This is a genomic window from Streptomyces sp. NPDC026246 (genome assembly GCF_055567995.1).
Genome location: NZ_JBVHPJ010000009.1, coordinates 266,954 through 285,208 on the forward strand (window position 1 = coordinate 266,954; position 18,255 = coordinate 285,208).

At 72.6% G+C, this 18,255-nt stretch carries 16 protein-coding genes; 12 read left to right on the forward strand and 4 right to left on the reverse strand.

Annotated elements, in window-relative coordinates; translation table 11 throughout:
- Nucleotides 1-58: 58 nt before the first annotated feature.
- Nucleotides 59-643: a hypothetical protein gene (locus ACZ4M5_RS23735; protein WP_467739826.1), complete on the forward strand. Its 585-nt coding sequence runs from the start codon at nt 59-61 to the stop codon at nt 641-643.
- Between the two features lie 51 nt (nt 644-694).
- Here the strand turns inward: ACZ4M5_RS23735 and ACZ4M5_RS23740 are convergent, their stop codons facing one another.
- A complete protein-coding gene (locus tag ACZ4M5_RS23740; protein WP_467739827.1) occupies nt 695-2,047 on the reverse strand; it encodes a type III PLP-dependent enzyme domain-containing protein in 1,353 nt (450 codons plus the stop codon).
- 128 nt (nt 2,048-2,175) lie between these two features.
- On the opposite strand from ACZ4M5_RS23740, the gene hutU reads away from it, so the two are divergent.
- From hutU to hutI, 4 genes are read left to right on the forward strand one after another with little or no spacing between them, the layout of a single operon-like run.
- On the forward strand, nt 2,176-3,840 hold the full coding sequence (hutU, locus tag ACZ4M5_RS23745; RefSeq protein ID WP_467739828.1) for a urocanate hydratase: 1,665 nt from the start codon (nt 2,176-2,178) through the stop codon (nt 3,838-3,840).
- Complete coding sequence (locus tag ACZ4M5_RS23750; RefSeq protein WP_467739829.1) at nt 3,837-5,054, forward strand: allantoate amidohydrolase; 1,218 nt, start codon at nt 3,837-3,839, stop codon at nt 5,052-5,054. Before hutU ends, ACZ4M5_RS23750 begins: the two co-directional genes overlap by 4 nt.
- Nucleotides 5,051-6,385: a formimidoylglutamate deiminase gene (locus ACZ4M5_RS23755; protein WP_467739830.1), complete on the forward strand. Its 1,335-nt coding sequence runs from the start codon at nt 5,051-5,053 to the stop codon at nt 6,383-6,385. The genes ACZ4M5_RS23750 and ACZ4M5_RS23755 overlap by 4 nt, the downstream gene beginning before the upstream one ends.
- A complete protein-coding gene (gene hutI / locus ACZ4M5_RS23760) occupies nt 6,382-7,668 on the forward strand; it encodes an imidazolonepropionase (RefSeq protein WP_467739831.1) in 1,287 nt (428 codons plus the stop codon). Before ACZ4M5_RS23755 ends, hutI begins: the two co-directional genes overlap by 4 nt.
- 84 nt (nt 7,669-7,752) lie before the next feature.
- Here hutI and ACZ4M5_RS23765 read toward each other — a convergent pair whose 3' ends face one another.
- A complete protein-coding gene (locus tag ACZ4M5_RS23765; RefSeq protein WP_467739832.1) occupies nt 7,753-8,679 on the reverse strand; it encodes an RNA polymerase sigma factor SigF in 927 nt (308 codons plus the stop codon).
- A 239-nt stretch (nt 8,680-8,918) separates the two neighbouring features.
- On the opposite strand from ACZ4M5_RS23765, the gene ACZ4M5_RS23770 reads away from it, so the two are divergent.
- Both ACZ4M5_RS23770 and ACZ4M5_RS23775 read left to right on the forward strand, forming a co-directional pair.
- Nucleotides 8,919-9,296 (forward strand): STAS domain-containing protein, encoded by a 378-nt coding sequence (locus tag ACZ4M5_RS23770; RefSeq protein WP_467739833.1) that lies wholly within the window; start codon nt 8,919-8,921, stop codon nt 9,294-9,296.
- 243 nt (nt 9,297-9,539) lie between these two features.
- Nucleotides 9,540-10,094 carry an ATP-binding protein gene (locus ACZ4M5_RS23775; protein WP_467739834.1) on the forward strand — a complete coding sequence of 185 codons (555 nt, stop codon included), beginning with the start codon at nt 9,540-9,542 and terminating at the stop codon, nt 10,092-10,094.
- A gap of 483 nt (nt 10,095-10,577) precedes the next feature.
- Here the strand turns inward: ACZ4M5_RS23775 and ACZ4M5_RS23780 are convergent, their stop codons facing one another.
- A complete protein-coding gene (locus ACZ4M5_RS23780) occupies nt 10,578-12,116 on the reverse strand; it encodes a peptide MFS transporter (RefSeq protein WP_467739835.1) in 1,539 nt (512 codons plus the stop codon).
- A gap of 515 nt (nt 12,117-12,631) precedes the next feature.
- Here ACZ4M5_RS23780 and ACZ4M5_RS23785 point away from each other — a divergent pair.
- Both ACZ4M5_RS23785 and ACZ4M5_RS23790 read left to right on the forward strand, forming a co-directional pair.
- Nucleotides 12,632-13,309, forward strand: coding sequence for a response regulator transcription factor (locus ACZ4M5_RS23785; protein WP_150481273.1), 678 nt, complete (start codon nt 12,632-12,634; stop codon nt 13,307-13,309).
- Between the two features lie 35 nt (nt 13,310-13,344).
- The gene (locus ACZ4M5_RS23790; protein ID WP_467739836.1) at nt 13,345-14,619 is read left to right on the forward strand and encodes an ATP-binding protein; all 1,275 of its coding nucleotides are present in this window, start codon (nt 13,345-13,347) and stop codon (nt 14,617-14,619) included.
- Between the two features lie 52 nt (nt 14,620-14,671).
- Here ACZ4M5_RS23790 and ACZ4M5_RS23795 read toward each other — a convergent pair whose 3' ends face one another.
- Nucleotides 14,672-15,160 (reverse strand): GtrA family protein, encoded by a 489-nt coding sequence (locus ACZ4M5_RS23795; RefSeq protein ID WP_467739837.1) that lies wholly within the window; start codon nt 15,158-15,160, stop codon nt 14,672-14,674.
- A gap of 162 nt (nt 15,161-15,322) precedes the next feature.
- Between ACZ4M5_RS23795 and ACZ4M5_RS23800 the strand changes: the two genes are divergently transcribed.
- Genes ACZ4M5_RS23800 through ACZ4M5_RS23810 form a run of 3 tightly spaced genes read left to right on the forward strand, consistent with a single transcriptional unit; the run spans nt 15,323 to nt 18,176 of the window.
- Entirely contained in the window at nt 15,323-16,462 is a 1,140-nt protein-coding gene (locus ACZ4M5_RS23800) for a 5-(carboxyamino)imidazole ribonucleotide synthase (protein WP_467739838.1), read from the forward strand.
- Nucleotides 16,459-16,983 (forward strand): 5-(carboxyamino)imidazole ribonucleotide mutase, encoded by a 525-nt coding sequence (gene purE / locus ACZ4M5_RS23805; RefSeq protein ID WP_369194402.1) that lies wholly within the window; start codon nt 16,459-16,461, stop codon nt 16,981-16,983. The genes ACZ4M5_RS23800 and purE overlap by 4 nt, the downstream gene beginning before the upstream one ends.
- Before the next feature lie 5 nt (nt 16,984-16,988).
- Entirely contained in the window at nt 16,989-18,176 is a 1,188-nt protein-coding gene (locus ACZ4M5_RS23810; protein WP_467739884.1) for a dipeptidase, read from the forward strand.
- Nucleotides 18,177-18,255 lie beyond the last annotated feature (79 nt).

Sequence of the window (18,255 nt, forward strand, 5' to 3'; positions counted from 1 at the left end):
TAACCTGCCTGCGCCGCAACCCCTTTCAGACACTTCGGGTACCGGACGGAGGCTGGACGTGACACGTGGAGGACAGGGACTGGCCCGGGTGGCCGTCGTCGTGCGGGCGGGGGCCGCCCCGCTGTGGTGGTCGGGTGTGTGCGCCGCGGGTGTGGGAGCGCTGGTGCCGGGGCTGACCGGGCGCCGTATCGGCCTCCTGGCCGGGGCGGCGCTGTTCGTCCTGGCGGCGGCGGTCGTCGCCTGCGCCCGGCGCCGGCGGTATGCCGACCTGGCCGCTTCCGCGTCCCGCGCCGGGCGCAACGACGTACTCCAGGACCGGGCGGTGACGACCCGCAACTGGCGCCGCCTGCACCGCTGGTGGCTCCTGCTCGCCTTCGCGGCGGCCGTCGGCTCGGCCTTCGCCGTGCCGGCCGCGGGCGGCCTGCTGCTGGCCGGCTGCGGAGCGGGCCTGTGGCTGAAGGCCGCGTGGCTCGGCCGCCGGGAGCAGAGCGGCGAGGCGCTGCTGTGGGTCCGCGTGGACTGGCTGCGCTCGGGCGCGGCCCACCCGGCCGGCCGGCGGATCAGGGCCTACCGCAGTACGGGCATCGCCGCGGGCGACGCGGCCCCGGGTGGTGCCCGCCGCAAGTCCCCGGCGCTCGTCTGAGCCCGGGGCGGGTGCGGGGGCGACCCGCTCCGCACCCGCCCCCACCGGCGCTCAGGTCAGGGCGTCGGCGTGGGCGCCGCCGGACTCCGCGACCACCTCACGGACGGTCTGCGCCTCGCGCACCACCGCGAACCGGCCTCCCGGCCAGAACCCGTACACCGCCGGCCGCACCAGCGAGTTGTACGCGTAGTGGTGCGCGAAGTAGTACGCCCCGGTGTCCAGCGCCGCCGCGTGGTCCCCCTGCTCCAGCAGCGGCATGGAACGGCCCTCCGCCAGCAGGTCCCCGGCGAAGCAGGCCGGGCCGGCGACGTCCTGCACCACGTCGGGCCCGTCCTTCGGCCGCCCTTTCGCGTCGTAGGCGGCGATCCGCAGCGGCCAGCTCTGCGGCGCGTACACCGTCCGCGCGGCGACCTGCACCCCGGCGTGCGTGACCGCGACCGCCCGTCCGCCCGAGTTCTTGGCGTACTCCACGCGCGCCACCACCGTGCCGTGCTTGGCGAGCAGCGACCGCCCGAACTCGGTGACCAGCCCGTACCGCCCGTCGAACAGCCCCGGCACATCCTCGGCCAGCATCCGCGCGTACTGCGCGTACGTCGGCGTGGCGGCCTCCGAGGCGAAGTTCACCGGCAGCCCGCCGCCGATGTCGAGCGTGTCGACCTGCCGCCGCCCCGCCCGCCGGTTGATCTCCTCGGCCAGCGCGTACGTCTGCGCCGCGCCCCGCACCATCAGGGACAGCGGGATGCCCTGGGAGCCGGTGTGCGCGTGCAGCCGGGTCAGCCACGGCCGGTCCAGGTACGCCCGGACCACCCACTCCCGCGCTCCCTCGTCGCGCAGCGCCACGCCGAACTTGCTGGTCGCGGTCGCCGTCGACAGCGCCTCGATGGAGCCCCCGCCGAGCTGCGGGTTCACCCGGATCCCGAGGGGGGAGCGACTGGACCCCGACCGCATGAGGGCGTCCAGCCGGGTCAGCTCCTGCGGGTTGTCCGCATTGACCGCGATGCCCAGGTCCAGCGCCTCGCGCAGTTCGGCCGGTGTCTTCGCGGGCGAGTCGAGCACCGTCATCCGCGCCGGCATCCCGGCGGCCCGGGCCAGCGCCAGCTCACCCGGGCTCGCGACCTCGGCGCCGATGCCCTCCTCGCGCAGCAGCCGCAGCACCGGCACCAGCGGGGTCGCCTTGACCGCGAAGGCGTGCAGCACCGGAGTGCCGGGGGCGGTCACCGCCTCGAACGCGGCCCGCAGCGCGGCCGCCGACTCCTTGATGCCGGTGACGTCCAGCAGGGCGACGACGGGGCTGTCCGGCCCGATCAGCCCCTGCTCCACGGCGGCCCGTACCGCCTCGTCACGCCGGGCCGCCCGCCCGGCCGCGGATCCGTCCGTTTCTTCCGTTCCGATGTGTGCGCGCATGCCCTCCAGCCAAACATCCCCGGCACGGCGGCGTCGGCCCCCGGGGGTGTTGACTAGCCCTATTCATGACGCCAGGATGTGAATAGAAGCAGCAACATCCCGCGGGAGCACCCATCAGGAGGCAGACCATGTCAGGACCCCGACCCGTCCGAGCACCGCGCGGAACGGAACCGAGCGCCCTGGGATGGCAGCAGGAGGCCGCCCTGCGGATGCTGCAGAACAACCTCGACCCCGAGGTCGCCGAGCACCCCGACAAGCTCGTCGTCTACGGCGGCACCGGCAAGGCCGCCCGCGACTGGCGCTCCTTCGACGCCATGGTCCGCACGCTCAAGGGCCTGAAGCAGGACGAGACCATGCTGGTGCAGTCGGGCCGCCCGGTCGGCGTGATGCAGACCCACGAGTGGGCCCCGCGCGTCCTCATCGCCAACTCCAACCTGGTCGGCGACTGGGCCAACTGGGAGGAGTTCCGCCGCCTGGAACAGCTCGGCCTGACCATGTACGGCCAGATGACCGCCGGTTCCTGGATCTACATCGGCACCCAGGGCATCCTCCAGGGCACCTACGAGACGTTCGCCGCCGTCGCCGCGAAGAAGTTCGGCGGGACCCTCGCCGGCACCATCACCCTCACCGCCGGACTCGGCGGCATGGGCGGCGCGCAGCCGCTCGCCGTGACGATGAACGACGGTGTCGCGATCTGCGTCGACTGCGACCCGCGCGCCATCGACCGGCGCATCGAGCACCGCTACCTGGACGTGAAGGCCGACAGCCTGGACCACGCGCTCGCCCTGGCGACCGAGGCCCGCGACGCCCGCCGCCCCCTGTCCATCGGCGTCCTCGGCAACGCGGCCGAACTGGTGCCGCAGCTCCTCGCCATGGGCGCGCCCATCGACATCGTCACCGACCAGACCTCGGCCCACGACCCGCTGGCCTACCTGCCGGTCGGCGTGGACTTCGACGACATGGCCGACGCGGCCGCCAAGGACCCGGCCGGCTTCACCACCCGCGCCCGCGAGTCCATGGCCCGGCACGTCGAGGCCATGGTCGGGTTCATGGACGCCGGCGCCGAGGTCTTCGACTACGGCAACTCCATCCGCGGCGAGGCCCAGCTCGCCGGGTACGACCGGGCGTTCGCCTTCCCCGGCTTCGTCCCCGCCTACATCCGCCCCCTGTTCTGCGAGGGCAAGGGCCCCTTCCGCTGGGCCGCCCTGTCCGGCGAGGCGTCCGACATCGCCAAGACCGACAAGGCGATCCTCGACCTCTTCCCGGAGAACGAGTCCCTGGCCCGCTGGATCAAGATGGCCGGGGAGCGCGTCCACTTCCAGGGCCTGCCCGCGCGCATCTGCTGGCTCGGCTACGGCGAGCGGGACAAGGCCGGCGAGCGGTTCAACGACATGGTCGCGAGCGGGGAGCTGGCCGCACCGGTCGTCATCGGACGCGACCACCTCGACTGCGGCTCCGTCGCCTCCCCCTACCGGGAGACCGAGGCCATGCTCGACGGCTCCGACGCGATCGCCGACTGGCCGCTGCTCAACGCCATGGTGAACGTGGCCTCCGGCGCGTCCTGGGTGTCCCTCCACCACGGCGGCGGCGTCGGGATGGGGCGGTCGATCCACGCGGGACAGGTGACCGTCGCCGACGGCACCGCCCTGGCCGGCGAGAAGATCCGCCGCGTCCTCACCAACGACCCCGGCATGGGCGTCATCCGGCACGTCGACGCGGGCTACGACATCGCCGAGTCCGTGGCCGGCGAGCGCGGGGTGCGGGTCCCGATGCGCGAGGGTGACCGGGCGTGACCTTCCACAGCATGTGGGCGGAGCTGCTGCCGATCGGCCGCAGCTCCGCCTCCGGCGGCTACCGCCGCTTCGCCTGGACCGGTGCCGACCTCGACTGCCGGGCCTGGTTCAAGGAGCAGGCCGAGTCCCGCGGCCTCGCCTACGAGACCGACCGCAACGGCAACCAGTGGGCGTGGCTGGGCGACCCGGCCCGGGGCGACGCCGTCGTCACCGGCTCCCACCTCGACTCCGTCCCCGACGGGGGCGCCTTCGACGGGCCCCTCGGCGTCGTCTCCTCCTTCGCGGCGCTCGACGAACTGCGCGCCAGGGGGGCGGAGCTCGCCAAGCCCCTCGGGATCGTCAACTTCGGCGACGAGGAGGGTGCCCGGTTCGGGCTCGCCTGCGTCGGCTCCCGGCTGACCGCGGGGCAGCTCACCGTCGACGACGCCCACCGGCTGACCGACGGGGACGGCACCACCCTGCCCCGGGCCATGGAGGCCGCCGGCCACGACCCGGAGGCGATCGGGCCCGACCCCGAGCGGCTCGCCCGCATCGGCGCCTTCGTCGAACTGCACGTCGAGCAGGGCCGGGCCCTGGACCTGTCCGGCGACCGGGTCGGCATCGCCAGCGCCATCTGGCCGCACGGCCGCTGGCGGTTCGACTTCGCCGGCGAGGCCAACCACGCCGGCACCACCCGGCTCGCCGACCGCCGCGACCCCATGCTGCCCTACGCCGAGACCGTCCTCGCCGCCCGCCGCGAGGCCGAACTCGCCTCGGCCGTCGCCACGTTCGGCAAGATCGCCGTGGAGCCCAACGGCGTCAACGCCATCCCCTCCCTCGTGCGCGGCTGGCTCGACTCCCGCGCCGAGGACCAGGACAGGCTGGACACCGTCGTCGCCGGCATCGAGAAGGCCGCCGCCGAGTACGCCGCCGCCCACGGTGTCGACCTCGCCGTGGTCCGCGAGTCCTTCACCCCCGTCGTCGAGTTCGACCACGCCCTGCGCGACGAACTCGGCCGCATCCTCGGCAAGGACACCGCGCTGACGGTCCCCGTCCTCGGCACCGGAGCCGGACACGACGCCGGAATCCTGTCCGGGAGCATCCCGACCGCCATGCTGTTCGTGCGCAACCCCACCGGCGTCTCCCACTCCCCGGCCGAGTCCGCCGCCGAGGACGACTGCGTCGCCGGTGTGCTCGCCCTCGCCGACGTACTGGAAGGACTGGCCCGCACGTGACACGGACGTACTGGCTGGAGCACGCCTGGCTCGGCTCGGCCGTCGAGCCGGGCGTGGCCCTCGACGTGGACGGCGGACGCGTCAGCGCCGTCCGCCCGGACACCCCCGCCCCGCCCCCCGGCGCCGAGGTCCTGCGCGGCCTGACCCTGCCCGGCCTCGCCAACGCCCACAGCCACGCCTTCCACCGGGCCCTGCGCGGCACCGTCCAGGTCGGCTCCGGCACGTTCTGGACCTGGCGCGAGGTCATGTACGCCACGGCCGCCCGGCTCACCCCGGACAGCTACCACGCCCTGGCCCGCGCCGTGTACGCCGAGATGGCCCTGGCCGGCATCACGGCCGTCGGCGAGTTCCACTACGTCCACCACGCCCCCGGCGGCACCCCCTACGCCGACCCGAACGCCATGGGCGAGGCCCTGATCGCGGCCGCCGCCGACGCCGGCATCCGCATCACCCTCCTCGACACCGCCTACCTCTCCTCCGGCTTCGGGCACCCGCCCACCACCCCCCAGCTGCGCTTCTCCGACGGTACCGCCGACGCCTGGGCCGAACGCTGCGCCGCCCTGAAGGACCGTCCCCACGCCCGCATCGGAGCGGCGATCCACTCCGTACGGGCCGTGCCCGCCGACCAACTGGCGACCGTGGCCCGCTGGGCCGGGGAGCGCCGGGCCCCGCTGCACGTCCACCTCTCCGAGCAGACCGCCGAGAACGACGCCTGCCGCGAGGCCCACGGCCGCACCCCCACCCGGCTCCTCGCCGACCACGGGGTGCTCGGGCCGCACACCACCGGCGTCCACAACACCCACCTCACCGACGAGGACGTCGCCCTGCTCGGCGGCTCCGGCACCGGCACCTGCATGTGCCCCACCACCGAGCGGGACCTGGCCGACGGCATCGGCCCCGCCGTCGCCCTGCAACGGGCGGGCTCCCCGCTGTCGCTGGGCTCCGACAGCCACGCCGTGATCGACCTGCTCGAAGAGGCACGGGCCATGGAGCTGAACGAGCGGCTGCGCTCCCGCACCCGCGGCCACTGGACGGCCGCGGCCCTGCTGCGGGCCGCCTCCGCCGATGGTCACGCCGCCCTCGGCTGGCAGGACGCGGGCACCCTGGAACCGGGTGCGCTCGCCGACTTCACGACCATCCGCCTCGACTCGGTCAGGACGGCAGGGCCGCTCCCGCGACTCGGGGCCGAGACGGCCGTATTCGCCGCGTCGGCAGCGGACGTGTCGCATACGGTCGTGGCAGGCCGGCACGTCGTACGGGACGGGGTGCACACGCTCGTCCCGGACGTGCCGCGCGCCCTCGCGGACGCCGTCGCAGACCTGCGCGGATGACCCCGGACCGCCCCCGCGGGCGGTCTGCCCCCGACCCCCTGCCCACCGCCGCCCAGGCCAGCAAGGACGCCATGAGCAACGCGACGACCGTCAGCCCCGCCCACTCCGCGAGCACCGCAAGCACGCTCATCACCAACATCGCCGCCCTGGTCACCAACGACCCCTCCCTCGGTGACGGTTCCCCCCTCGGACTGATCCAGGACGCGGCCGTCGTCATCGAAGGCGACCGCATCGCGTGGACCGGTGAGCACAGGAAAGCACCCGCCACTGACAACCGGGTCGACGCCGGCGGCCGGGCTGTCCTGCCCGGCTTCGTCGACTCCCACTCCCACCTCGTCTTCGCGGGCGACCGCACGCAGGAGTTCAACGCCCGCATGTCGGGCCGCCCGTACAGCGCCGGCGGCATCCGCACCACGGTCGCGGCCACCCGGGCGGCGAGCGACGAGGAACTGGAGCGCAACCTCACCCGCTACCTCGCCGAGGCGCTCCGGCAGGGCACCACCACGTTCGAGACGAAGTCCGGCTACGGACTGACCGTCGAGGACGAGGCCCGGGCCCTGCGCCTGGCGGCCGCCCACACCGACGAGGTCACCTACCTGGGCGCCCACGTCGTCTCCCCGGACTACGCGGACGACCCGGCCGGATACGTCGCCCTGGTCACCGGCGAGATGCTCGACGCCTGCGCCCCGCACGCCCGTTGGATCGACGTCTTCTGCGAGAAGGGAGCCTTCGACGGGGACCAGGCCCGGGCCGTCCTCACGGCGGGCAAGGCCAAGGGCCTGCACCCCCGCATCCACGCCAACCAGCTCTCCTACGGCCCCGGCGTGCAGCTCGCGGTCGAACTCGACGCGGCCAGCGCCGACCACTGCACCCACCTGACCGACGCGGACGTGGACGCCCTGGCGAACAGCCGCACGGTGGCGACCCTGCTGCCCGGCGCCGAGTTCTCCACGCGTGCCGCGTGGCCGGACGCCCGCAGGCTGCTGGACGCGGGCGTGACGGTCGCCCTGTCCACCGACTGCAACCCCGGGTCGTCGTTCACCTCGTCCGTCCCGTTCTGCGTCGCCCTCGCCGTACGGGACATGGGCATGACCCCGGACGAGGCCGTCTGGTCGGCGACGGCGGGGGGCGCGGCGGCCCTGCGCCGCACCGACGTCGGCCGCCTCACGCCGGGCGCGTACGCCGACCTGACGCTGCTCGACGCCCCGAGCCACGTCCACCTGGCCTACCGCCCCGGCGTCCCGCTGGTCAGCGGGGTGTGGCGACGCGGAGTGCGCGTGTAGGGCCGCCGCCGGCGACCCGTGGCACGCGCCCGGGGGCGGACCTTGCGGCCCGCCCCCGGGGGACACGTACACCAGGGTCGAGGATCACTCCTCGACGGTCAGCCCCTTGCGCAGCCGTACCAGCGTCCGCGACAGCAGCCGCGAGACGTGCATTTGGGAGATGCCCAGCTCCTCGCCGATCTCCGACTGGGTCATGCCGGCCACGAACCGCAGCGACAGGATCTTGCGGTCGCGCGCCGGGAGTTCGGCGATCAGCGGCTTCAACGACTCGACGTACTCGATGCCTTCGAGCCCGTGGTCCTCGTAGCCGATCCGGTCCGCGAGCGCGCCCTCGGAGTCGTCCTCCTCCGGCTGGGCGTCCAGCGAGGAGGCGGTGTAGGCGTTCGACGCCGCCATGCCCTCGACGACCTCGTCGTTGGAGATGCCGAGGCGCTCGGCCAGTTCGGCCACCGTCGGGGCGCGGTCCAGCTTCTGGGCCAGCTCGTCACCGGCCTTGGCCAGGTCGAGCCGCAGCTCCTGAAGCCGCCGCGGAACGCGCACGGACCACGAGGTGTCGCGGAAGAAGCGCTTGATCTCGCCGATGATGGTCGGCATCGCGAAGGTGGGGAACTCGACACCGCGCGACAGCTCGAAGCGGTCGATGGCCTTGATCAGGCCGACCGTGCCGACCTGGATGATGTCCTCCATCGGCTCGCTGCGGGAGCGGAACCGGGACGCGGCGAACTTGACCAGCGCGAGGTTCAGTTCGACGAGCGTGTTGCGGACGTACGAGTACTCGTGGGTCCCTTCCTCCAGCGACTCGAGGCGCTCGAAGAGGGTCTTGGACAGGGCCCGCGCGTCGACCGCGTCGACGTCCTCGAACGGGGGGATGTCCGGAAGTCCGGCGAGAAGGTCGTCCTGTGTGACGAGCATCTCGTCCTGCTCGATGGGATCCAGATGTTCCGGAGGGGGTGTCGACGTCGCTTTCTGGGTACGCGATCCGTCGAGCCGGGGTGACATGATGTCCTCCATCGTTCTCGGCATATGGCTGCCGGAGCCAGTACGTGCACTGCGGTGTGCGGCGCCTCCAAAGCCGGCCGTGTCGGGTACGTGTCCCTACTAGGCCTACCCGCTTTCCTGAGCCCACCGCAAGTGCGTTCTGTGGGCATATGTCCGTTTGTGTGTAGTTGTTCGGGTGTCGAAGCGCGGCGGGAGGGCGTAGTGTGCGAGGGCGTCAGCAACCAGCCACGACGTCGGGAGAGAGAGACGGCATGGACCGCGGGACGGTCGGCAGCGCACAGTCTGGCCGGCTTCTGGTCGAGGTGCGGGAAGAGGGCTCTAGTGCCGTCGTGACCCCGGCGGGTGAGTTGGATCACCACACCGCCGATCTGTTGCGTGAGCCACTCGAGGACTGCCTCGCCAAGGGATTCAAGCGCTTGGTCATCGACTGCGCGCGCCTGGAGTTCTGCGACTCCACGGGGCTCAACGTGCTCCTCGGCGCGCGGCTGAAGGCGGAGGCCGCCGGTGGCGGCGTCGCGCTCGTCGGCATGCAGCCGGTGGTCGCGCGCGTCTTCGAGATCACGGGAGCGGACGCCGTCTTCAGTGTCCACGACACGATCGAGGCGGCGTTGAGCGAAGGACAGGGCTGAGCGGCGGTGCGTCGGCGCACCGGGCCCCGGCCGGCCCCTCGTGACCGGTTCTCCACAACCGTCACGAGTTTGGTGCCGAATACATGGGTGTTCCGCCGGTCCCCCCGGGCAGGAGACATCCTGAACCTGTCGGCCACCGGGGTGGCAGTGGCGCCGCGCAACCGACCGGCCGCTTTCCGCGTGACTGACGGTGAAGTGAATCTTGTGAATCGTGAACTGGTGAATCGGTGAGGTGAAGCGCTGATGAGCACCACCCGGCCTTACCCGCCGGGCGACCGCGGGCCGGAGCCCAGCGGCGCTTCCGGGACGTCCGAAGGTGGCGAGCCGGCGGCCGGTGCGTCCGTCGAGGGCGTGGCCGCGCCGTCCGGAGCCGCGGCGCCGCCGGGAGGCCGGCAGGTGCGCCGGCTGAGCTTCGAGGGCGAGAGCGGTGTCGTACCGCTCGCCCGCGACTTCACCCGCCAGGCGCTGTACGCGTGGGGCTGGCTGCCGGCCGACTCGGCCGACCAGCGGGCCGCCGCCGAGGACGTGCTGCTGGTGGTGTCCGAGCTGGTCACCAACGCCTGCCTGCACGCCGAGGGGCCCGACCAGCTGCACATCACCTGTGACAACAAGGTGATCCGCATAGAGGTCTCCGACCGCGGCACGGGCCAGCCGGCGCCGCGTACGCCCCACCGGGCCGGACGCCCGGGCGGCCACGGCATGTTCATCGTCCAGCGGCTGTGCCTGGACTGGGGCGTCGTCCGTACGCCCGGGGTCGCGGGCAAGACCGTGTGGGCGGAGTTGGGCGCCCCGGCCTGATCGAGCCGCCGCACGGGGCTCCGCTCCCGCGGCGGCCCCGATCCGGCATCGCCCCCGCCGCCACCGGCTCACTTCCGTCTCCACCACCCCGCCGTGCGTCTCCCGGCGTCTCACGGCCCCGTTGAGCCGTCCGGGTGACCCGGGCGGCCGCGAGGGGGCTGTAGACCCTGCACGGCGGGTCCTCGGAGGCGACGGCCGCTTCGGTTGCAGCCGGTCGCTCTCCGTCCCTCGGCTGGTCGCGTCGGCGCCCGTCGCTTCCCGTCCGCCGCTTCCGCGTGCCCCGTCGCTGCCCGTTGCTCCACTGTCTCTCCGTGGGGCCGGTCGTCTCTCCCGCGGCGCGGGCTGCCCACCGGGCGCAGCCCGCCCGGATCGTCTCCCCGGAGGCCGCGGGCTCTACCTGACGGCTCGCCAGGCGTGACCGCGCACGCGGAAGGGCCGCCACCCCGGTCGGGGGTGGCGGCCCTTCCGTGGGTCGGCGGAGGGTCAGCGCACGTCGCCCATCAGGGCCTTGACCTTCCTGCGGTACATGTACACCGCGACACCCGCGGCGGCGGCCAGGACCGCCTCCACCGCGACCGCTCCGGTGCCGCTGAGGTCGACGCCGCCGACGGCCGGGTTGGAGAGCAGACCCGTCACCGAGTCGCCCGCCGTGACCGCGAGGAACCAGACGCCCATCATCTGGCTGGCGTACTTGGCCGGAGCCATCTTCGTGGTCACCGACAGGCCCACGGGGGACAGGCACAGCTCGCCCACCGTCTGGATCAGGTAGATGCCCACCAGCCACATCGGGCTGACCAGCTTGTCGCCGTCGGCCATGCCCAGCGGCAGCAGGAAGAAGAAGAACGAGACACCGATGAAGAACAGCGCCGCGGCGAACTTCGCGACGGTGCTCGGCTCCTTGCCCTTGCGGTTGAGCCACAGCCAGATCCAGGCGAAGACCGGGGCCAGCGCCATGATGAAGACCGGGTTCAGCGACTGGTACCAGGAGGACGGGAAGTCGAAGCCGAGCAGCGAGCCCGAGGCCTTCGTCTCGCCGAACGCCTGGACCGTGGAGCCGCCCTGGTCGTAGATCATCCAGAACACGGCGGCCGCGACGAAGAACCAGATGTAGCCGGTCATCTTCGACTGCTCGACGTCGCTGAGTTCCTTGTCCCGCTTGATGCGGATCAGCACGCCGGCCGGGATGATCAGGCCGATCACGGTGAGCGGGATCATCGCCCAGTTGAGCGTGAAGTGACCGGTGAGGCCGACGACGCCGTAGAAGACGGTCGCGACGATCAGCCACAGCAGGCCCTTGCGCAGCCACGCGGAGCGCTCCTCGGCGGCCAGCGGCTTGGGCACGAGGTTGCTCTGCGGGCTCAGGTGGCGGGTGCCGAGGAGGAAGGCGATGAGGCCGATGCCCATGCCGACCGCGGCGAGGCCGAAGCCGAGGTGCCAGCTGACCTGCTGGCCGACGGTGCCGATGATCAACGGCGCGAAGAAGGCACCCATGTTGATGCCCATGTAGAAGATCGTGAAGCCGCCGTCACGGCGCGGGTCGTCCGGGCCGTCGTAGAGGTGGCCGACCATCGTGGAGATGTTGGCCTTCAGCAGGCCGGAGCCGAGCGCGACCAGGCCCAGGCCGGCGAAGAACGGTGCCTGGCCGCCGGGCAGGGCGAGCACCAGGTGACCCGCCATGATCGTGACCGCGGCGATCGCCACCGTCTTGCGCGGACCCCAGACCCGGTCGCCGAGCCAGCCGCCGGGCATGGCGAGCAGGTACACCATCGACAGGTAGACCGAGTAGATCGCCGTCGTCGTGGCGAGGTCCATGCCCAGACCGCCGCCCATGCTGCCGTTCTTGGCGTCGGGGCCGCCGGAGAGCAGGTACACGACGAGCAGGGCACGCATGCCGTAGAAGCTGAAACGCTCCCACATCTCGGTCATGAAGAGAGTGGCCAGTCCGCGGGGGTGGCCGAAGAAGGTCTTCTCGGAACCGGGGGTGCCCGGTCGGGCCGAGTCCTTCGTCAGGCTGGACGCCATGGTCGTTCCTTGCTGCTCGGGACGCGTACCGCAGCAAGCGGTGGCGCGCCCGGTGGGGTTGCCGGCACCGGTGCGTACGGCCGTCCGCCCGACGCCTTCGGGGGTCCGCTCCGGATCACGAAGCGGTGGGCGGTCGCCACCGGGATCCACGCCCTCACGCGCATCGCCGCACGCGAAGGCCCGGCCACAGGTCGTTCACTTTCGGGGGCCGGCGGGAACCGGCCCGCACACAAAAGAGACCTTCAGGGCAAACGGCCTCTGAAGGTCGCCGCGGTGCTACAGGCGTTGCATCACCATACGGCAGGACACCGCCGGATATGGAAGGGTTTGAGACGCGGATCACAGGTTTCGACGGAACCGCGCACCCGGTTTCGAAGGTCCTCACCAGGATCGCACCCCACAGGCAGAGGTGCGTACGCATACCTCAGGCGGGTGAGAGGCGGGTGTGCGACCGGTAAGAGCGGCCGTTTCCGGTCACACCCCAGCTCAGGGCCGTGCAGGTCTACCATCACTGCATGACCCGAGTACTGCTCGCCGAGGACGACGCGTCCATCTCGGAACCGCTGGCCCGTGCTCTGCGCCGGGAGGGCTACGAGGTCGAGGTGCGTGAGGACGGACCCACCGCGCTCGACGCCGGCCTGCAGGGCGGCGTCGACCTGGTCGTGCTCGACCTGGGCCTGCCCGGCATGGACGGCCTGGAGGTGGCCCGCCGCCTGCGTGGCGAGGGTCACAGCATCCCCATCCTCATCCTGACCGCCCGCGCGGACGAGGTGGACACCGTCGTCGGGCTCGACGCCGGCGCCGACGACTACGTCACCAAGCCGTTCCGCCTCGCCGAGCTGCTGGCGCGCGTGCGGGCCCTGCTCCGGCGCGGTGCCGCCGAACCGCAGCAGCCGCCCGCCACGCACGGCGTGCGCATCGACGTGGAGTCGCACCGCGCGTGGATGGGCGAGGAGGAGCTCCAGCTCACGGCCAAGGAGTTCGACCTGCTGCGGGTGCTGGTGCGGGACGCGGGCCGGGTCGTCACCCGCGACCAGCTGATGCGGGAGGTCTGGGACACCACCTGGTGGTCCTCGACCAAGACCCTCGACATGCACATCTCCTGGCTGCGCAAGAAGCTCGGCGACGACGCGGCCAACCCCCGCTACATCGCCACCGTGCGCGGTGTGGGCTTCCGCTTCGAGAAGAGCTGAACCGCGGGCCGGCACGGGGGATCGGGTAAGAGAACATGCGCCGCCGACTGATCCAGTCCACGCTCGCCGTGGTGCTCGTGGTGATCGCCGTCTTCGGCGTCTCCCTCGTCATCGTCGAGACGCGGACGATCAGCAACAGCGCCCGCGAGCGGGTCGAGTCCGAGGCGGTGCGGCTGGCCAGCATCGTGGACAGCCGGCTCTTCGGCGAGCAGCAGGTCGACGCCGAGGTGCTGCGCGACCAGGTCACGCAGGACCGCTACTACGCCGTCATCCGCATCCCCGGCAAGGCACCCATCGAGGTGGGCACCCAGCCGGCCGGGGACGTCATCAGCGCCACCGCACCCGGCGAGGAGGGCGAGACCGTCACGGTCCAGGAGCCGCGCTCCTCGGTGACCCGCGAGGTCGGCCGCACCCTGCTGATCATCGCCCTGGTCGCCCTGCTGGCGGTCGTGGCCGCCGTCCTGCTGGCCGTGCGCCAGGCGAACCGGCTCGCCTCCCCGCTGACCGACCTGGCCGAGACGGCCGAGCGGCTCGGCTCGGGCGACCCGCGCCCGCGGCACAAGCGGTACGGGGTGCCCGAGCTGGACCGGGTCGCGGACGTGCTGGACGGCTCGGCCGAGCGCATCGCCCGCATGCTGACCGCCGAGCGGCGGCTCGCCGCCGACGCCTCCCACCAGCTGCGCACCCCGCTGACGGCGCTGTCCATGCGGCTGGAGGAGATCACCCTCACCGACGACCCGGACACGGTGAAGGAGGAGGCGACGATCGCGCTGACGCAGGTCGAGCGGTTGACGGACGTGGTGGAACGGCTGCTGACCAACTCGCGCGACCCCCGCACGGGCTCCGCCGTCACCTTCGACCTCGACGAGGTCATCCAGCAGCAGCTCGCCGAGTGGCGGCCGGCGTACCGCAGCGCGGGCCGGGCGATCGTCAGCTCCGGCAAGCGGCACCTGGAGGCGGTGGGCACGCCCGGCGCGGTGGCGCAGGTCCTCGCCGCGCTGATCGAGAACTCGCTGATGCACGGCGGCGGCACGGTCGCGCTGCGCACGCGTGTCACCGGCAACCAGGCCGTCATCGAGGTCACCGACGAGGGCCCCGGCGTCCCCGCCGACCTGGGCGCCCGGATCTTCGAGCGCGCGATCAGCGGCCGCAACTCCACGGGCATCGGCCTGGCGGTCGCCCGCGACCTCGCCGAGGCCGACGGCGGCCGCCTGGAGATGCTGCAGACCAAGCCCCCGGTCTTCGGGCTGTTCCTGTCCCGCACCCCGCTGCAGAAGTCCCTCGACGGCGACGAGCCGACGGTCCGCTAGGGCCGCCGGGACGCCGGAGTGCCCGCACCGGCCGGGGCCGGGGCGGCAGGGGCTACGGCACCCGCTGGCCGGTCCGGGCCGGGTGTGCCGGTTCCGGCCGCGCCGGATCCTGGGCGGCGGGCAGGGCCCGGAAGACCCAGGAGCGGTAGGACCAGAAGCGGAACAGGGTGGCGACGCCGATGCCGACGAACTTGAACACGTTGTTCTGCAGCGGGGTGTTCCAGCCGAAGCCGTACGTCGCCGTGTACAGCACGCCGTTCTCGATGACCAGGCCGACCGCGCTGAACAGCAGGAACAGGGTCAGCTCGCGGGTACGGCCGGACTTGTCGCGGTCGCGGTAGGTGAAGTAGCGGAAGCCGACGTAGTTGAAGACGATCGACACGACGGTCGCGATGACGCTCGCCCGGACCACCGGGAGGTCGGTGACGTGCCGCACCAGGTTGAACACCAGCAGGTTGACCAGCACCCCGGCCCCGCCCACCGCGCCGAACTTGGCGACCTCGCGGACGAAGCGCCGGAGCCCGGAGGCACCATCTGCCATGGTCGTACTGGCCCCCGTCCGTGGTCGGCGTCAACGCTGCCATGCTAACCACCCGCCCGCGCGATCTTCCTGTGGACGCCGGGGGACGGCCGCAGACGGTCCGGTCCGGCCCGGGGAGGGACGGGAAACCGGCCACCCTGGCGCGGCCGATACCCTAAGAGTGTGACGTTCCCGGTAGTCGGCATGGTCGGCGGTGGCCAGCTCGCTCGTATGACACACGAGGCGGGCATCCCGCTCGGCATCAGGTTCAAGCTCCTCAGTGACACCCCGCAGGACTCCGCTGCGCAGGTCGTGAGCGAGGTCGTCGTCGGCGACTATCGCGACCTCGACACGCTGCGTGAGTTCGCGCGCGGGTGCGATGTGATCACCTTCGATCACGAACACGTACCCACCGAGCACCTCAAGGCCCTGGAGGCGGACGGCATCCCCGTGCGCCCGGGCCCGGACGCGCTGGTGCACGCCCAGGACAAGGGGGTGATGCGCGCGAGACTCGACGCGATCGGCGTGCCCTGCCCCCGGCACCGGATCGTGTCCGACCCGCAGGACGTGGCCGCCTTCGCGGCCGAGGGCGACGGGTTCCCCGTCGTCCTGAAGACCGTCCGCGGCGGCTACGACGGCAAGGGCGTGTGGGTCGTCGACTCCGTCGAGGAGGCCGCCGACCCCTTCCGGGCCGGTGTCCCCGTGCTCGCCGAGGAGAAGGTCGACTACGTCCGGGAGCTGGCCGCCAACGTCGTGCGCTCCCCGCACGGCCAGGCCGTGGCCTACCCCGTGGTGGAGTCGCAGCAGGTGAACGGCGTCTGCGACACGGTCGTCGCCCCGGCGCCCGGCCTCGACGAGGCCCTGGCCCTGGAGGCCTCCGAGATGGCGCTGAACATCGCCAAGGAGCTCGGCGTCGTCGGCCACCTCGCGGTCGAGCTGTTCCAGACCCGCGACGGCCGGATCCTCGTCAACGAACTGGCGATGCGCCCGCACAACTCCGGCCACTGGTCGATGGACGGCGCCGTCACCAGCCAGTTCGCCAATCATGTCCGCGCGGTCCTGGACCTGCCCCTGGGCGACCCGCGCCCGCGCGCGAAGTGGACCGTGATGGTCAACGTCCTCGGCGGCGACTTCCCGGACATGTACTCCGCGTACCTGCACTGCATGGCCCGCGACCCCCAGCTCAAGATCCACATGTACGGCAAGGACGTGAAGCCCGGCCGCAAGGTCGGTCACGTCAACACCTACGGCGACGATCTGGACGACGTGCTGGAGCGCGCCCGTCACGCAGCCGGCTACCTGAGAGGCACCATCACCGAATGAGCCCCGTTGTTGGCATCGTCATGGGGTCGGACTCCGACTGGCCCGTCATGGAGGCCGCCGCCAAGGCCCTCGACGAGTTCGAGATCGCCTACGAGGTCGACGTCGTCTCCGCCCACCGCATGCCGCGCGAGATGGTCGCCTACGGCGAGCAGGCCGACACGCGCGGGCTCAAGGTGATCATCGCCGGGGCGGGCGGCGCCGCCCACCTGCCCGGCATGCTCGCCTCGGTCACCCCGCTGCCCGTGATCGGCGTGCCCGTGCCGCTGAAGTACCTCGACGGCATGGACAGCCTGCTGTCGATCGTGCAGATGCCGGCCGGTGTGCCGGTCGCCACGGTGTCCGTCGCCGGCGCCCGCAACGCCGGTCTGCTCGCGGCCCGCATCCTCGCCGCGCACGACGAGGACCTGCGCACGCGGATGCGCGAGTTCCAGCAGGAGCTCAACGACCAGGCCACCGAGAAGGGCAAGCGCCTGCGCTCCAAGGTCGAGGGCGCGGGCGGCGGTTTCGGGTTCGGGAAGTGACCGGCGTGCCGTCCCTCGACGACGCCCGGGCGCTGCTGGCCGAGTTCCCCGTCGTCGACGGGCACAACGACCTGCCCTGGGCGCTGCGCGAGCAGGTGCGCTACGACCTCGACGCCCGGGACGTCGCCGCCGACCAGAGCGCCCACCTGCACACCGACATCCCCCGGCTGCGTGCCGGGGGGGTCGGGGCGCAGTACTGGTCGGTGTTCGTGCGCACCGACTCGCCCGACCCGGTCGCCGCCACGCTGGAGCAGATCGACTGCGTACGCCGGCTGCTGGACCGGCATCCGGAGGACCTGCGCCCGGCGCTCACCGCCGCCGACATGGAGGCCGCACGCGCGGAGGGTCGCATCGCCTCCCTCATGGGGGCCGAGGGCGGCCACTCCATCGCCAACTCCCTGGGCACCCTGCGCGGTCTGTACGCGCTCGGCGTGCGGTACCTGACGCTCACCCACAACGACAACGTCGACTGGGCCGACTCCGCGACGGACGTGCCGAAGGCCGGCGGCCTCACCGCGTTCGGCCGCGAGGTCGTCCGGGAGATGAACCGCCTCGGCATGCTCGTCGACCTCTCCCATGTGGCCGCGACGACCATGCGGGACGCGCTCGACGCGAGCTCCGCCCCGGTGATCTTCTCCCACTCCTCGGCCCGGGCCGTCTGCGACCATCCGCGCAACGTCCCGGACGACGTCCTGGAGCGGCTGCCCGCCAACGGCGGCATGGCGATGGTGACGTTCGTGCCGAAGTTCGTGCTGCAGGCCGCCGTCGACTGGACGGCCGCCGCGGACGAGAACATGCGCGCCCACGGCTTCCACCACCTCGACACCACCGCCGGGGCCATGAAGGTCCACCGGGCCTTCGAGGAACGCCACCCGCGGCCGGTCGCCACGGTGGCGACGGTCGCCGACCACCTGGACCACATGCGCGAGGTCGCGGGCGTCGACCACCTCGGCATCGGCGGCGACTACGACGGCACGGCCTTCACCCCGGCCGGACTGGACGACGTCTCCGGCTACCCGAACCTGATCGCCGAACTCCTCGACCGCGGCTGGTCCCGAGCGGACCTGACCAAGCTGACCTGGAAGAACGCGGTGCGGGTGCTGGACGCGGCGGAGGACGTGGCCCGCGCGCTGCGAACGACCCGCCCGCCGTCCCACGCGACCATCGAGTCGCTGGACGGGCCCGCCCGCTGAGCCCCCCGGGCGGCCGTCGGACCCGTACCCCGAACGCCCCGCCCACCAGGAACAACCCCCTGCCGCGTGCGACGGTGAC

Excerpts from the sequence above, each read along its gene's own strand:
- ACZ4M5_RS23740 (WP_467739827.1), bottom strand. The coding sequence starts at position 2,047 with ATGCGCGCACACATCGGAACGGAAGAAACGGACGGATCCGCGGCCGGG.
- hutU (WP_467739828.1), top strand. The coding sequence starts at position 2,176 with ATGTCAGGACCCCGACCCGTCCGAGCACCGCGCGGAACGGAACCGAGC.
- hutI (WP_467739831.1), top strand. The coding sequence starts at position 6,382 with ATGACCCCGGACCGCCCCCGCGGGCGGTCTGCCCCCGACCCCCTGCCC.
- ACZ4M5_RS23765 (WP_467739832.1), bottom strand. The coding sequence starts at position 8,679 with ATGGAGGACATCATGTCACCCCGGCTCGACGGATCGCGTACCCAGAAA.
- ACZ4M5_RS23770 (WP_467739833.1), top strand. The coding sequence starts at position 8,919 with ATGGACCGCGGGACGGTCGGCAGCGCACAGTCTGGCCGGCTTCTGGTC.
- ACZ4M5_RS23775 (WP_467739834.1), top strand. The coding sequence starts at position 9,540 with ATGAGCACCACCCGGCCTTACCCGCCGGGCGACCGCGGGCCGGAGCCC.
- ACZ4M5_RS23780 (WP_467739835.1), bottom strand. The coding sequence starts at position 12,116 with ATGGCGTCCAGCCTGACGAAGGACTCGGCCCGACCGGGCACCCCCGGT.
- ACZ4M5_RS23785 (WP_150481273.1), top strand. The coding sequence starts at position 12,632 with ATGACCCGAGTACTGCTCGCCGAGGACGACGCGTCCATCTCGGAACCG.
- ACZ4M5_RS23790 (WP_467739836.1), top strand. The coding sequence starts at position 13,345 with ATGCGCCGCCGACTGATCCAGTCCACGCTCGCCGTGGTGCTCGTGGTG.
- ACZ4M5_RS23795 (WP_467739837.1), bottom strand. The coding sequence starts at position 15,160 with ATGGCAGATGGTGCCTCCGGGCTCCGGCGCTTCGTCCGCGAGGTCGCC.
- purE (WP_369194402.1), top strand. The coding sequence starts at position 16,459 with ATGAGCCCCGTTGTTGGCATCGTCATGGGGTCGGACTCCGACTGGCCC.